Origin of the sequence: Neobacillus citreus, from assembly GCF_018343545.2 — a bacterium.
GTDB lineage: Bacteria > Bacillota > Bacilli > Bacillales > Cytobacillaceae > Neobacillus > Neobacillus citreus.
The window spans coordinates 1-14,789 of the sequence record NZ_JAGYPE020000008.1 but is presented as its reverse complement, the minus strand read 5'-3'; the positions used below and the strand labels follow the sequence as shown (position 1 = coordinate 14,789).

Annotated in this window: 16 protein-coding genes; 11 read left to right on the top strand and 5 right to left on the bottom strand. The window is 39.2% G+C overall.

Annotated features, from left to right (window positions below; genetic code table 11):
* The first annotated feature begins 102 nt into the window (after positions 1-102).
* Both KHB02_RS06545 and pepF read left to right on the top strand, forming a co-directional pair.
* Complete coding sequence (locus tag KHB02_RS06545) at positions 103-1,284, top strand: competence protein CoiA (protein ID WP_213140996.1); 1,182 nt, start codon at positions 103-105, stop codon at positions 1,282-1,284.
* 126 nt (positions 1,285-1,410) lie between these two features.
* On the top strand, positions 1,411-3,234 hold the full coding sequence (gene pepF, locus KHB02_RS06540; RefSeq protein ID WP_213140995.1) for an oligoendopeptidase F: 1,824 nt from the start codon (positions 1,411-1,413) through the stop codon (positions 3,232-3,234).
* Positions 3,235-3,784: 550 nt separating this feature from the next.
* On the opposite strand, the gene KHB02_RS06535 is transcribed toward pepF, so the two are convergent.
* The 3 genes from KHB02_RS06535 to KHB02_RS06525 all read right to left on the bottom strand — a co-directional run bounded on the left by KHB02_RS06535 (position 3,785) and on the right by KHB02_RS06525 (position 5,768).
* On the bottom strand, positions 3,785-4,651 hold the full coding sequence (locus KHB02_RS06535; RefSeq protein WP_213140994.1) for a ClpXP adapter SpxH family protein: 867 nt from the start codon (positions 4,649-4,651) through the stop codon (positions 3,785-3,787).
* A complete protein-coding gene (locus KHB02_RS06530; protein WP_213141321.1) occupies positions 4,648-5,052 on the bottom strand; it encodes a globin domain-containing protein in 405 nt (134 codons plus the stop codon). Before KHB02_RS06530 ends, KHB02_RS06535 begins: the two co-directional genes overlap by 4 nt.
* A gap of 137 nt (positions 5,053-5,189) precedes the next feature.
* Entirely contained in the window at positions 5,190-5,768 is a 579-nt protein-coding gene (locus KHB02_RS06525; RefSeq protein ID WP_213140993.1) for a CYTH domain-containing protein, read from the bottom strand.
* 120 nt (positions 5,769-5,888) lie between these two features.
* Between KHB02_RS06525 and KHB02_RS06520 the strand changes: the two genes are divergently transcribed.
* Genes KHB02_RS06520 through KHB02_RS06505 form a run of 4 tightly spaced genes read left to right on the top strand, consistent with a single transcriptional unit; the run spans position 5,889 to position 8,662 of the window.
* Complete coding sequence (locus KHB02_RS06520) at positions 5,889-6,248, top strand: UPF0738 family protein (RefSeq protein WP_213140992.1); 360 nt, start codon at positions 5,889-5,891, stop codon at positions 6,246-6,248.
* A 23-nt stretch (positions 6,249-6,271) separates the two neighbouring features.
* Positions 6,272-6,910 (top strand): GTP diphosphokinase, encoded by a 639-nt coding sequence (gene yjbM / locus KHB02_RS06515; RefSeq protein WP_213140991.1) that lies wholly within the window; start codon positions 6,272-6,274, stop codon positions 6,908-6,910.
* 43 nt (positions 6,911-6,953) lie between these two features.
* Positions 6,954-7,748: an NAD kinase gene (locus tag KHB02_RS06510; RefSeq protein WP_213116596.1), complete on the top strand. Its 795-nt coding sequence runs from the start codon at positions 6,954-6,956 to the stop codon at positions 7,746-7,748.
* Positions 7,749-7,765: 17 nt separating this feature from the next.
* On the top strand, positions 7,766-8,662 hold the full coding sequence (locus tag KHB02_RS06505) for an RluA family pseudouridine synthase (protein ID WP_213140990.1): 897 nt from the start codon (positions 7,766-7,768) through the stop codon (positions 8,660-8,662).
* Positions 8,663-8,696: 34 nt separating this feature from the next.
* Here the strand turns inward: KHB02_RS06505 and prpE are convergent, their stop codons facing one another.
* Positions 8,697-9,437, bottom strand: a complete 741-nt coding sequence (prpE, locus tag KHB02_RS06500) for a bis(5'-nucleosyl)-tetraphosphatase PrpE (RefSeq protein ID WP_213140989.1) — start codon at positions 9,435-9,437, stop codon at positions 8,697-8,699.
* A gap of 75 nt (positions 9,438-9,512) precedes the next feature.
* On the opposite strand from prpE, the gene KHB02_RS06495 reads away from it, so the two are divergent.
* The 3 genes from KHB02_RS06495 (at position 9,513) to KHB02_RS06485 (ending at position 12,852) form a co-directional block, all read left to right on the top strand.
* A complete protein-coding gene (locus KHB02_RS06495; RefSeq protein ID WP_213141320.1) occupies positions 9,513-11,384 on the top strand; it encodes a monovalent cation:proton antiporter family protein in 1,872 nt (623 codons plus the stop codon).
* Between the two features lie 90 nt (positions 11,385-11,474).
* Positions 11,475-12,245: an enoyl-ACP reductase FabI gene (fabI, locus tag KHB02_RS06490; protein ID WP_213140988.1), complete on the top strand. Its 771-nt coding sequence runs from the start codon at positions 11,475-11,477 to the stop codon at positions 12,243-12,245.
* Between the two features lie 115 nt (positions 12,246-12,360).
* Positions 12,361-12,852, top strand: a complete 492-nt coding sequence (locus tag KHB02_RS06485; RefSeq protein WP_213140987.1) for a CotO family spore coat protein — start codon at positions 12,361-12,363, stop codon at positions 12,850-12,852.
* A gap of 48 nt (positions 12,853-12,900) precedes the next feature.
* On the opposite strand, the gene KHB02_RS06480 is transcribed toward KHB02_RS06485, so the two are convergent.
* Positions 12,901-13,413, bottom strand: a complete 513-nt coding sequence (locus KHB02_RS06480; protein ID WP_213140986.1) for a CotY/CotZ family spore coat protein — start codon at positions 13,411-13,413, stop codon at positions 12,901-12,903.
* 147 nt (positions 13,414-13,560) lie between these two features.
* On the opposite strand from KHB02_RS06480, the gene KHB02_RS06475 reads away from it, so the two are divergent.
* Positions 13,561-13,917 carry a DUF1360 domain-containing protein gene (locus KHB02_RS06475; protein WP_213140985.1) on the top strand — a complete coding sequence of 119 codons (357 nt, stop codon included), beginning with the start codon at positions 13,561-13,563 and terminating at the stop codon, positions 13,915-13,917.
* 312 nt (positions 13,918-14,229) lie between these two features.
* Complete coding sequence (locus KHB02_RS06470) at positions 14,230-14,700, top strand: YhcN/YlaJ family sporulation lipoprotein (RefSeq protein WP_241113753.1); 471 nt, start codon at positions 14,230-14,232, stop codon at positions 14,698-14,700.
* The last annotated feature ends 89 nt before the right edge of the window (positions 14,701-14,789 follow it).

The following is a 14,789-nucleotide window of genomic DNA, read 5'->3' as shown; positions in this document are numbered from 1 at the left end:
TTTTGTTAAAACTCGTCGATACCGGCGGGTTTTTATTTTTTTGTAAAGGGATTTTGGCACATTTAGTCGAATTGGAGAAGAAAAGAAGGGGGAGGATTCCGATTGTTAACAGCCCAGACGAAAACAGGTAAACAAATTTCGCTTGGAAATGGTTACTCGAAAGAAGCACTTTTAAGCCTTAGAAAAACCGAGGAGTTCATATGTCCTGTCTGTGGGGAAAATGTTTCATTAAAGCTTGGTGAGCAGCGAATATTCCATTTTGCCCATAAAAAAGGAAGCACCTGCTGCGAACTATACGAAGCAGAGTCCGTCAATCATATTGAAGGAAAGCTTCAGTTATATCATTGGCTAAGCATGCAAAAAATTCCTTGTATCCTCGAATTTTATGATCGGAAAATGCAACAGCGTCCCGATATCATGTTTGAACATAATGGTCAGAGATTTGCCCTAGAGTTTCAGTGCTCCACACTATCAGAAGAAATATTTTGGAAAAGAACAAAAAACTACCTTGAACATCACTATACACCTCTATGGATCATCTCCAGCCATCACATTCATCAAAAAAGCCGCCACATCATTCCTTTTTCAAATTTTCATTACTTATTTTTACGAACGAGCATCAGAGGTCAGTTGTATATACCCTGCTATTCTCCTGAAAAGAAAGCCTTCCAATTAATTAGTTCTATTACTCCGTATTCCATTAAAAATGCTTTTGCGGAGCAATCATTCAATTCCCTTTACAGTTTGCGACTTGAGGATTTGCTCAATCCTAAGCCCGATAAATGGAAGATTAACCTAATAAAGTGGAAGGAAGCCGCAGAAAATTATCAAATTAGTTGGGTTCTTCATGCAGGTGCCCTGAAAAATCCTTTTCTTCATGAAATTTATCAGCGAAATTTAAATCTCTTTTTATTGCCAGCAGAAATAGGCCTGCCAGTTCCTCATGCAGTTTACATTCAAACCCCTCCAGTTGTATGGCAAACCTACTTATTCCTTGATTGTCTAGCTGATAAAAATCCCGGAGCATTGATCTCGTATCAGGATATACATTACCAGGTGCAGAAAAGAATCTCCAAAAAAGATATTACGATCCGAACTTTACCTTTACTAGAAACTATTAATCCGATGATACCGGTCATAGAATATTTCCGGAAGCTGATTGAATTGGGCGTTTTAATTCGAAAAGGGGATTGGATATGCGAAATAAACAGAAAAATCAAGATTCCTCAATCAAACCGAGAAAAGGATGAGGCAAAGTCAATATTTTATCAAAATAATAAATGAAAATAGATGACAGGGCATAATATAGGAGAGGCTTTACTGCTTATAAGCGTAAAGGAGGAAAAATAAAGAAAAAATGGAATATAATAAAGTGATATTGGATTATCGAATGGAAATGGAGGATCAATCATGACAAATGAAACGGCTGTAAAGTCACTCCCGGCAAGAAGTGAAATCCCAGTTGAAGATACGTGGAAGCTGGAGGATATTTTTGCAAGCGATGAGGAATGGGAAAAAGAATTCCAAGAGGTGAAGGCACAAATTCCGGGAATTAAGCAGTTCGAAGGAAAATTGGGAGAAAGTGCAGAGACGCTTTATAAAGCCCTTCAATTTCAGGACCAGCTTTTTAAAAGAATCGGCAAGCTCTATACATATTCACATATGAGATACGACCAAGATACGACAAACTCTTTTTATCAGGGCTTGGATGATCGAATGAAAAATCTTTATTCTCAAGCGGCGAGCCAATTTGCCTTTATTGTTCCAGAAATTCTTGCAATTGACGAAAGTAAAGTAACTGGCTTTTTAAATGAAAAAACGGAATTAAAGCTATATGAACATGCTCTTGAAGAAATTAATTTGCAACGGCCGCATGTATTGAGTGCGGAAGAGGAAGCTCTGCTTGCTGAGGCGAGTGAAGTAATGAATGCGTCTAGTAATACATTTGGTATGCTGAATAATGCCGATTTGGAGTTCCCATCCATTAAGGATGAAAATGGCAACGAGGTTGAAATTACACATGGGCGTTATATCCGGTTCCTTGAAAGCGAAGACCAGAGGGTAAGGCATGACGCTTTTAAAGGTGTATATCAAACCTATGGACAGTTTAAAAATACATTCGCAAGTACTTTAAGCGGGAATGTGAAAAAGGATAATTTTAATGCGCGGGTCCGGAACTATGACTCAGCTAGACACTCTGCCCTTGCTGCTAATAATATTCCTGAAACGGTCTATGATAACTTAGTGAATACCGTTAATGAGAATCTGCATCTGCTGCATCGTTATGTAAAGCTCCGCAAACAAGTATTAGGGGTTCAGGAGCTTCATATGTATGATTTGTACACACCACTAGTTAAAGATGTGAAAATGGAAATTAAGTATGAAGAAGCAAAAGATCTTGTTATAAAAGGACTAGCCCCGTTAGGTGATGAGTATGCCCAGATTCTAAAAGAGGGCTTTGAAAACCGCTGGGTCGATGTCCATGAGAATAAGGGCAAGCGCAGCGGGGCTTACTCATCAGGGGCATACGGAACGCATCCATATATCCTGATGAACTGGCAGGATAACGTAAACAACTTATTTACCTTGGCTCATGAATTTGGTCACTCTGTTCACAGCTACTACACAAGGAAGAATCAGCCGTTCCCATATGGGGACTATTCGATTTTTGTCGCTGAGGTTGCTTCTACCTGCAATGAGGCGCTGCTGAACGACTATTTGTTAAAAACAATTGATGATGAACAAAAGCGGATTTATCTGTTGAATCATTATTTGGAAGGCTTTAGAGGCACGGTATTCCGTCAGACGATGTTTGCTGAATTCGAGCATTTAATCCATCAGATGGCGCAGAATAATGAGGCATTAACGGCAGAGTCATTAACAAAAACTTACTATGAATTAAATAAAAAGTACTTCGGTGAAGAGGATATTGTCATTGATGAGGAAATCGGCCTTGAATGGACCCGCATTCCACATTTCTATTACAACTATTATGTTTACCAATATGCGACAGGCTTCAGCGCGGCAACTGCCTTAAGCAAGCAGATTTTAGAGGAAGGCGAGCCAGCCGTAAAACGGTATATTGAATTCCTCAGTGCGGGAAGCTCCGATTATCCAATTGAAGTATTAAAGAAAGCCGGAGTGGATATGACAAGCTCTGAGCCAATCAAGGATGCCTGCAAGGTGTTTGAAGAAAAACTAGGTGAATTAGAACAATTATTGCTTAAAAAGTAAGTTTAAAGGGCTGGTGATAGTCACCAGCCCTTTCCTAACGCATAAATTCAACTACGCCTCATGAACCGTCCTATCGGACTCGCCAATCGGCGAGTTTTCATTTAGAATCCCTTAAATTTTTTTCTGTCATTGATGGAGATGCTGGGGATTAAGATAGAAAGAAACAAGACGGGGATGCTAATTATAATCGGGAAAATTTTTAAGAGTGCCAGTACTTGTAAAAAAAATGCAAAAATAAAGAAAAGAATCATCAGTGTAATGGAGAACTTTTTCAATTCTTAATCCATCCTTTTTTAGTAAATATCTTCCTTAATATTTATGGTCTACTCTATGAATTTATGATATTTTGACAATAATGTGAAATAAAGCACAAACTTATTGTCACCCCTTTCAGCCCATGCTATATTTAATACGTGAAGTTGATCACAACAAACATATACCCCTTTGTTTGACCGTGAAAAATTTCTCCCATCCCCTTTGTTCGTATTAAGAGAAATGCCCTGCAGTTGATGGCTGCAGGGCATTTCTGTTATACATAATCAATCATAAGCTACTCAATATACTTCCAAAAGGTCCCGAACTTTGCAGGGATTTGCTGCACCACCTGCTTAAGGAGCAATTTTTTCATTTCCCGTTCAATTTGTGAAATGGTCATATTATATACAAGTGCAATTTCCTTTGAGGCGACAAACTTAAAATTCTTTAAAAATGTTTCCAGTGGAGGCAGTGGAGATTTAATCGGTTTTTCTGCGAGCATTTCCTCCAGAATTTGAACATAAACCTCATATGGATATGTTCCTGTTATTTTTATTCCTTCTTCTTCAACGTTCTCATTAAAGAAGACAAGAGTAGGAATTTCGCGAACTTCCATTTCGGAAGTAATTTGCAGGTCGCACTGAAAAGCTTTTGCAGCACTTTCTGAATGCATGTCTTGAAGAAATTCTTGAATTTCAAGTCCTGCTTTATCCGCACACTCTCTTAATACTCCTAAATCTGAAATATTCCTTTTTTCCAAAAATAATACCTCTTGGATTGAGCGGAGGAAGCGGATTCCTGCACGTCTCCCTTGAAGTTCTGCTGCTTTTAACGCAATCGATACATTATAGGGAGCATCTACAGGGTCTTCAAACCCATGATTTCCTTCACAAGATATTACTGACCTGCTCGTTGTTTTCTCCCAAACCTGCGCAAGGTTTTCAACATTTTTTTTACGGCTTACATTTAAATCTGTTAATTTTCCACTTAACACATGCTTGATAGAAAAGTAACGTCCATACTCAATCTGAAGCTTTTTCATGATAGGCTCAAGAGACCAGCATTCGGGACAAAGCGGATCAATAAATAAATAAATTTCTATCGGTTTTTTATCGCTGCTATTGATTGGCTGCAAAGAATTTGAGTAATCAAAATTATTCACGATGGCTCACCGGAATTTTCTTGATCGTCAGGTGTATTTATCATGTGCTGGGCAGTTAGAAAAAGCCTGGAATAAAATTCATCCCTTATCGGTCCTTCTAAGCCGGTTTTATCCATTGCTTTGGTCATGCATGAAAGCCAGGCTTTGGCACGTATTGGCGTAACCGGAAAAGGCAGATGGCGGGCGCGCATCATCGGGTGTCCATGTTCCTCAGTATAAAGTGGAGGACCGCCTAAATATTGGGTTAAAAATTGCTTTTGTTTACGGGCAATTTCAGAAAAATCATTTGGGAATATAGGAGCAAGGTCAGGATGTTGTGCAACAAGGCCATAAAAAGTGTCCACAAGACGATGGAGCGTTTCTTCTCCAATAACCTCAAATGGTGTTTGCTGATTATTCATCATGTTGACAACTCCTCCTCTCGTCATTATCAAGTTTACATTCATTTTAACAATGCCTAATTTTTATCTCAAATGAATTGCTCCAGAAAAAAGGATATTATTAATGTGTCCAATATGGATTTTCTTACGAAACTAATTTATAAGTTGTATTTCCGCCTGTAAAAGCGGCGAATTTTGTTTTCGGTTTTTCTAACAGGAATTTGATAATTTTTTAACAGCTGCAAAAAGACTTCCTGCCCCTCATGAAAGTTTTCAGCCTCATATTCTAGTTCAAAATCTTCTTGATTTAGGTAAATACTATGGTCGAAAACGAGCACGCCTTTCTTAAACGCTGCTTCAGCGCGTCTTGTTGCCAAAGATCCGAAATAAACCAATTTACTAAAGGGGATACCCATTTCTTCTATGATCACCTTTATTTGGCCCAAAGGAAGTCTCCCAAATTGAATTGCTTCTAGAGCTTCCCTTTCGCTAAGTATTTGATTTGTTTCAAGAAGTCCGATTTCTGCAGGCTGCTTTAACGTCATTTCCCAGCTATTCTTTTTTAACCGAATTCTTAAAGCTGAACGCCTATCCTTTAAGGCAAAATCCTCCGTATCGAAGTAATGGTTCTCCTGAGAAAAAATGTTTATTTCATCAATTTGAAAATCGTTTAATAATCTTAAATATTCTTCTTTTGTCAGCATGTTTTTAAATTCTATTTCAATATTTTGCGGCATCGTTTGTCTTCCTTTCCGATAAAAATTATTTACATTATCTCATCTTCAGTGGAAACTGCAATCCTTGGGAGAAATGAGGAATTATGTTAAAATAGTGGGTATGGAAGATGGAGGTAAAAAATGAGGAAAAAACTAATAGTCCAAGCGGCAAATGTAATGGAAAATGCACTTGTTTTAGAAGTATCGGAAACAATAACTGGTTTAGTTCCGGCCGAACAAATCCTTGTGGATTCTGAACATTATTCCTTTATTTATCTAATGGAAGATTCAGATGACTATACATACATCGTGCTCCCAGAACCAATCTGGCCCGACATGAAAATGGCTGCAGAACTTCCGGTTTGGATTTCCGACGGAAATGAAAAAATAGAACTTCAGCGTTTTAATGAAGAGTTTGATTTTATTATTAACAACATAAAAGGAAATAGCAATTACGGTAAAGAAATGGTTGAAAAAGCAGAAACAGTTTTTCATCCATAATTTGTTCTTGTCGAGGTGGAGTCATGAAGCATTGGGACCAATTTTTAACCCCTTATAAGCAGGCAATTAATGAGCTCAAGATAAAATTAAAGGGAATGAGAGGTCAATTTGAACTCGATTCGACACATTCACCGATTGAATTTGTTACCGGTAGGGTAAAGCCAATTGCCAGTATTTTAGATAAAGCAAACCAAAAAGGAATACCGTTAGATAAACTTGAAGAAGAAATGCAGGATATTGCCGGCCTTCGGATTATGTGCCAGTTTGTGGAGGATATTTATCGGGTCGTTTCGCTGCTCCGAAACCGCAATGATTTTGAAATAGTGGAGGAAAGGGATTATATTTCTCATGAAAAAATCAGTGGATACCGTTCCTATCACGTTGTCATTCAATACCCGGTGCAAACTATCCACGGGGAAAAGAAAATTCTAGCCGAAATACAAATTCGGACATTGGCCATGAATTTTTGGGCAACAATTGAACATTCCTTAAACTATAAGTATAAAGGTGCCTTTCCTACTGATATAAAAATGCGACTCCAGCGTGCGGCAGAGGCGGCTTTCCGTTTAGATGAGGAAATGTCACTTATCCGGGGGGAAATTAAAGAAGCACAGGCTTTTTTTACGAGAAAGAAGGAAACAGCCCAAGAAGAAAAGAAATGAGCCGCTGTTTATATAGATTATTCCAATACAAGGGGTAAAAAAGATGAAATTTGCGATAACATCTAAAGGGGATCAAAAATCAAATATTCTTATGCATAAAATGAGGACCTATTTGCTGGATTTTGAGTTAAAGTACGATGAAGACCAGCCGGATATCGTCATCTCTGTAGGGGGAGACGGGACGCTCCTGTATGCTTTCCACCGTTACAGCAGCCGTTTGGATAAAACAGCATTTGTTGGGATCCATACAGGGCACCTCGGTTTTTATGCGGATTGGACCCCTGAGGAAATCGAAAAGCTGGTCATTGCCATTGCAAAGACACCGTTTCAGGTTGTTGAATATCCGCTTTTGGAGGTCATTATTCGTTATTCCCATGCGGGTAAGGAATCCAGGTACCTAGCGTTGAATGAATCTACCGTAAAGGGTGTGGAGGGTACGCTGGTCATGGATGTAGAAATACGCGGCCAGCATTTTGAAAGATTTCGTGGTGATGGTCTTTGTATCTCTACCCCTTCCGGAAGTACAGCCTATAATAAAGCACTAGGCGGAGCCATTATTCACCCGTCCATCCAAGCCCTTCAAGTGGCGGAAATGGCATCCATTAACAACAGGGTTTTCAGAACAGTGGGTTCGCCGCTTATTCTGCCAGCACACCACACATGTATGTTAAAGCCCGTAAATCGGACGGATTTCCAGATTACAATTGATCATTTAACCCTGCTTCATAAGGATGTAAAGTCAATCCAATTCCGGGTTCCAGAGGAAAAAATCCGCTTTGCTAGGTTCCGCCCGTTTCCTTTCTGGAAAAGAGTACATGATTCATTTATTTCGGACTAAATGAAGGAAAACACGGAATGACAAAAAATTTTCAACTTCAGTGGAGTATTCATGATAATAGTGCCGGATTGCTCATTAAAGAGTTTTTAAAGAGGGAAGAAATCTCTCGGACTGCTTTGACGGATATTAAATTCAAGGGCGGGAGAATCCTTGTCAACAGTGAAGATGTAAATGTAAGGTATAAGCTCGTTGAAGGGGATGTACTGACAGTGATATTCCCTTCCGAGAGCCCTAGTTTTCCGGGAGAGAAGCTTCCAATGACGATTCTGTTTGAGGATGAATTTTTGCTGGTTGTCGTTAAACCTGCCGGTATGAGCACAATTCCGTCACGGGAGCATCCTGCCGGGAGCCTGGCAAATGCCCTTGTAGGATATTATCAAAAAACAGGACTAACTGCTACAGCCCACATTGTAACCCGGCTGGATCGGGATACTTCAGGGATTGTTTTAGTGGCTAAACATCGTCATGTTCATCATTTGTTTAGTTTAATGCAGCGGAAATCTCAAGTGAAACGAACCTATGAAGCATTTGCAGGCGGTTTGTTGTCGGCGGACAGAGGCACGGTAAACGCCCCAATCGGACGTAAAGCGGAAAGCATCATCGAAAGGGAGGTCCGTGAGGATGGACAATATGCCTGTACCCATTACCGAGTCATATCAAGGCATAGGGAATTTACCCAGGTTGAGCTGAACCTGGAAACCGGACGGACCCATCAAATCAGGGTCCATATGTCTTACTTGGGTCATCCTCTTCTCGGTGATGACTTGTATGGGGGAGACACCTCGTTAATTGATAGGCAGGCGTTACATTGTAAAGAAGTCCACTTCATTCATCCCCTTACCCGGGAGGAAATGACCTTTACGGCACCTTTGCCGGATGATATGAAGAAATTAATAGAGGCTGGTCATGACTAAAAAGGCCAGCCTTCTTTTATTTTTATTTTTATTTTTATTCAAATTGTTTAAATTTTTCTTTGATATATGGCATTGTAGAGGGAATAGAGACCAGTTCCATTTCTGGATATCTTAAGGCAGTAAGTTTGCCGCCAAAAACAGCCCCTGTGTCAATATTATACGTTTTATTAATAATTCTTGGCTCCTTCACAGGTGTATGTCCATAAACAATATAAGCTTCCCCGTGATACTGTTTAGCCCAGTCTCTTCTGACAGGGGATCCGTCCGGGTGCTTTTCACCTGTAATATCTCCGTAGAGAACAAATGTCTTTACTTGATTATTTTTCTTTCCAATCAATTCTTGTTTAATTCCTGCATGGGCGATTATTAACTTTTTCTGGTCTAATACTAAGTACAATGGAGCATTTTCATAAAGGTCCATAAATTTTTTTCGAATGGAATCTTGGTCTTTTTTATATAATGTTTCATACTCCGCCACGGTTGTTTCAAGTCCGTGGGAAATTTGGACTTTGTTGCCAAGGAAAAAGCGATACAACTTATTGCAATGGTTTCCAGGTGTATAGAAAGCTTTTTCCTGCTCGATGACCAGCTTCCAAACGATTTCAATCACTTTGAGAGAATTTGGACCTCTGTCGGTTAAATCACCGACAAACCCGAGTATTCTGTTTTCCGGATGGAGGGGAATCCCACTTTTCCAATCGTAACCTAATTTTGCAGTTAACTCCGAGAATTCTGTGAAACATCCATGGATATCTCCGATAATATCTATTTTCATAATTGTTGCCCCTTTCCGATTCTTATTTTTTGTCGGATTGCGAGCATTTATTACTATCCGTAAGGGAGGAGTATGATGGAACAACACGTCTCCATTATTTCATTATTAATTGTTGTGACAATGGCATTTTTAACTCCAATTCTATTGCATCGATTTAAATTAAATTTTATTCCTGTGGTTGTTGCGGAAATTATCATGGGCCTCATTATTGGTAAGAGTGGATTCAATATCGTTCATGAGGATATGTGGCTGTCCACCCTGTCTACACTTGGCTTTATTTTTCTTATGTTCCTAAGCGGTCTTGAAATTGACTTCACGGCTTTTTCACGCGGGAAAAAACGTGAGACCCTTCCAAACGGGAAAAAAGAACCAAACTCCTTTCTGGTCTCATCCATTATCTTTGCCGGTGTCTTCATTCTTTCACTCGGTTTATCGTATCTCTTTGTTCTGGCAGGATTTATCGATAATGCTTTCCTGATGACATTGATTATTTCGACGATTTCATTGGGAGTAGTCGTGCCCACCTTAAAAGAAGCTCACTTAATGAAAACGGTGATTGGGCAGATTATCTTACTGGTAGCAGTTATTGCTGATTTGGCTACCATGATTCTGCTGGCCCTCTTTGTTTCCCTGAATGAAGGGGGAGAGGGGGATACATGGCTTCTGCTGATTTTGTTTGGAGCAGGAATTATCCTTTATTTCATTGGTAAAAGATTTAAAAATCGCAGCTTTATTGAAACACTCTCAACAGGGACGGTCCAAATCGGCACAAGGGCTGTATTTATGCTGATTATTGTGCTGGTAGGATTATCCGAAACAGTCGGTGCTGAAAATATTCTGGGAGCATTTTTGGCAGGTGTCCTTGTTTCTTTGTTGGCACCAAACCAAGAGCTTGTTCATAAGCTTGATTCCTTTGGCTACGGATTTTTAATTCCTATCTTCTTTGTAATGGTAGGTGTAGAACTGGACATCTGGTCGTTATTAAGTGAAAAGAAACTTTTGTTATTAATACCGCTTTTATTAATTGGGCTATTATTTTCGAAGCTAATTCCTGTGTACCTTTTGAAAATTTGGTACGATATGAAAACCGTAATTGCCTCGGGATTTCTGCTTACCTCCACATTGTCACTTGTTATTGCTGCAGCGACAATCGGAGAACGGATTGGGGTTATATCAGAGCAAATGAAAGGAACACTAATTCTTGTCGCTGTGATTACCTCAATTTTTACGCCAATTGTTTTTAAAAAGCTGTTCCCTCGAGAAGCAGCGGAGGGCAGGAAAGTGTCCATTGCCTTTTTAGGTGCTAACCAGATTACTTTGCCTGTTTCCCTAGAATTAAAGTCCGGACTCTATAATCCGGTTTTGTATCATCAAAAAATTGAAAAGGCCGAAAAAACATTTGCTGACTCGGTATTTGAAATAAAGGAAATCCAGGATTATTCGCAGGAGGCCATTGAAAATACAAAAGTGTTCGAGTCTGAAATAGTAGTAATCTTAACAGGAAACCAGGAAGTGAATGCAGATCTTGCTATAGCTGCGAAAGAAAAAGGAGTTCCAAGGGTCATTGCCAGAATTGAAAGTCCTGAATTGGAGCTGAGGCTTCGTGAGCATGGGGTAGAGGTGTTCTCCTCCTTTATGTCTACAAAAGCGCTGCTTCGGGCGATGATTGAGTCTCCTGCAGTCATAAATCTTTTGACGAATCAGGAAACTGGGTTATATGAAATTGTCATGAATAATGAATTATTTGATGGTATGTCATTAAGAAGATTTCCGTTTACCGGGGATGTTATTTTTGTCAGAATTTTCAGAGGGAAGGATTCCATCGTGCCTCATGGTGACACGGAGCTGCAAATGCATGACCGACTGATTGTCACAGGCTCAAAGGAATATGTGGATGACCTGAAAAGGGAGCTTGAATTTTCAGAAACAGGCAAAAGCTATTATTAGAAAAGGCAAGTACTTTTCATTTATTCAGAATTAGTGTAGAATTAGTACCAAGTACTAATATCAGTTATCATGTAGGAGGATTTTTTAAAAATGAATTTATCTTTAACTGGAAAAACATTTGTCGTAATGGGTGTTGCTAATAAGCGGAGTATCGCTTGGGGGATTGCCCGCTCACTTCATGACGCTGGGGCACGGTTAGTATTTACGTTTGCCGGGGAAAGACTGGAGAGCAGTGTACGGGAATTAGCGGAGTCCTTAAATGCAGAGGGAACTTTAGTGCTGCCATGTGATGTGACTAGTGACGAAGCAATTGCTGCGTGTTTTGCTGAAATAAAAGAAGCGGTTGGGACTATTCATGGAATAGCACACTGTATTGCATTTGCCAATAAGGAAGAATTATCAGGCGAATATATGAATACAACAAGAGACGGCTTCCTGCTGGCACATAATATCAGCTCCTATTCCTTAACGGCAGTAGCGAAGGAAGCACGCGGCCTCATGACAGAAGGCGGCAGCATCGTTACTCTCACATACCTTGGGGGAGAAAGAGCCATCAAAAATTACAATGTTATGGGTGTTGCAAAAGCTTCCCTTGATGCAAGCGTTCGCTATTTAGCTGCGGACCTAGGTAAAGATAATATTCGCGTAAATTCCATTTCGGCCGGTCCAATCCGAACACTATCCGCAAAAGGAATCGGTGAATTTAACTTGATTTTAAAGGAAATTGAAGAAAAAGCACCATTACGGAGAACAACAACGCCTGAGGAAGTAGGCGATACTGCCGTTTTCCTATTCAGCCATCTTTCCCGTGGAATTACAGGGGAAAATATTCACGTAGACTCAGGATATCATATTATGTAATATAAAAAGCCCGCAAAATGAACTGCGGGCTTTTTTATATGGAAAAAAACAGTTAACGCCTATAGTCCATTCACATATATATAAAAGTGTAGGATGCCGTAAGGGAGGTGCTTATATGTCAAATACAAAAGATCAGGGACCACTTTTCTTTATTAAACAGCCATTTTCAAGGAATCCCGCAAACTATCATATGCAGGAAATCTACAGAAGTAAGCTTGAAGCTGAGCCGGCAATGGAAGAGAATATAAGGGCAGATGAAAATAAAAAGAATGTCCCTCATGCGAAGATGGAGAAAGATTCAAATGGGATGGGAACGGAAATAAAAGAAGCAGCATCTTCAATACCTGTGGAGAATAACCGATCTTCCTTTAATCGAGTAAAACCATTTAAGGAAATGACGGTAAAGGAAAGACTGGAATATTTAATTAACTTTCCAAAAGTGCTTCCGCCTGTTCCATGTGTCTTTAATATCGATGATGAGAAACATTTGGGCTACCTGATTAGTTATGAGGACAATCAAATAACCATTGAATACCATAATAAAACTCAAAGAACATTCCCAGTTGATGATATCACCAATGTCATCATGATCGGAATAAAGCGATAATGAATAAATAAAAAAAAGGCCAGCCGATTCACCGACTGGCTAATTTATTTAACTGTTGCAAATTCCAAGGTTTACGTCTGCAATACATTGAATGGCACAGAAGCAGCTTAAGTCAACCGTTACACAATCGTTGCTCGCTTTGAAGCAAGTCACTTGGCAATGTTTAGATAGGTTAATACAGCATTTATCATCGCCCTTTACGAAATTGACTGGAACAAAGTTTCCGCCGTCTTTTTTGCCAGGAACTAATACGCGAAGTGTAGCACAGCAGTTATCGAACACATCTTCTACGCGGAAATAGATGGAGACACATGCATTGTAATCGTCATTGAAGAATGCGTGGAATGGTGTACCATCAGCTGTTTTTAAAACGAATACGCGCGTATCAACATGTTCCTTAACAGGTGAGACTAATGAACCAAGCGGCTCGTTAAAGCAGCTGGTACAGGATTGACATTCAGCAGCTTCAACAGCATTATCTTGAATATCTTTAATCGCGCGAACTACTTGACATACGCAATTGCCGTTGTCGTGATTATTTCTAAAGCTCCCACAACCCATTTATTTTTCCTCCTTAATCCGTAATATATCTTACATTACTAACATATTTAACGAGAGCCTTATGGGTTACGGACAATTGCCTTATTTACCAAAATTAGGCTATTTTCATACACAGTCATTAGTCCAAAAATGAAAGGGTTTTTTAACATGAAGATAAGTCTTATGCAACTGCTCCTTTTAGCATTGGCAAGCTTTCGGTTTACGAGGTTAATTGTTTTTGATAAAATTACTGAATTTTTACGCAATCCCTTTTTTGATGAGGTAGAGGAAGTAAATGCAGAAGGTGAAGTGGAAATTTATTATATTCCAAAAAAGTTTGGAATAAGGCGATTTATGGGTGAATTGCTAAGTTGTTATTGGTGTACAGGAATATGGTCTTCTGCCATTTTGGTAGGAATATCCTTCCTTTTCCCTGTTTGGGCGGAGCCAATTATACTTATCCTGGCTGTTGCTGGTATGGCGGCCATCATCGAAACAATTATTCAATATTTTATTGGGAAATAAGGATTTTTGCCTGAGACAAGACTTACGCTTTTTCATATGATGATTAGTAACTAATGAATTGTATTTGATTGGAGGGAAAAACGTGACAAAGAAAAAGAAGCAAACTGAAACAACGAAGGTTTACCAGCCATCAAATGCTATAAAAAAACAAGGCTGTGGCTGTGGGAAGAAGACATATAAGTAGAAGTGAAAAACTGCTGGGTTACTGGCAGTTTTATTTTTTCTCTAATCGGCATTAACTTAGTCATATTTTTAGTCAATGTCGAAAAAACTAATGACAGTCATATTTATAAAAAAGGGATGAAAACCGTTATGCGAAATACATATCGATTCATTATATTGATGAGTGTAATCTTACTGGTTTCCTGCAATCAGGATCAAAAAGCAAAAGACAGCCAGCTCGCGCTTGTGAAAACTACAAATCCACCACCAGTTGTCACTGATGGGCATAAAGGAAATGACCAGGTAGAGAAAATTAAACGAGATGTAAGTTCTTTTCCAGAATTGTATGATGTCGCTGTCGTCAAAGGGAAAAAAGCAATCCTTGTTGCCTATAAGGTAAAGCATTTGCATCGCTTTAACATGAAAAAGATTGAAAAAAATGTTACCAAAATGCTTGAGAAAAAATATCCAAAAGCGAAATTTACCGTCTCAAGTGACTATAAAATATTTCTGGAAGTCGTACGGCTTGATGAAAAGATGAGGACCTCGTCTAAGTTTAACCATCGAGATGCAGAAAAACGTTTTAATGAAATCGTTAAAATGACAGAGGATATCAAGTAGGAAAGGGGATGCAATGATGGCAAGCAAACAGAAAAATATGACACCCGAGCAGCAAAAATACCAGCAGCTTCAACAAAAGCACGAAAAGA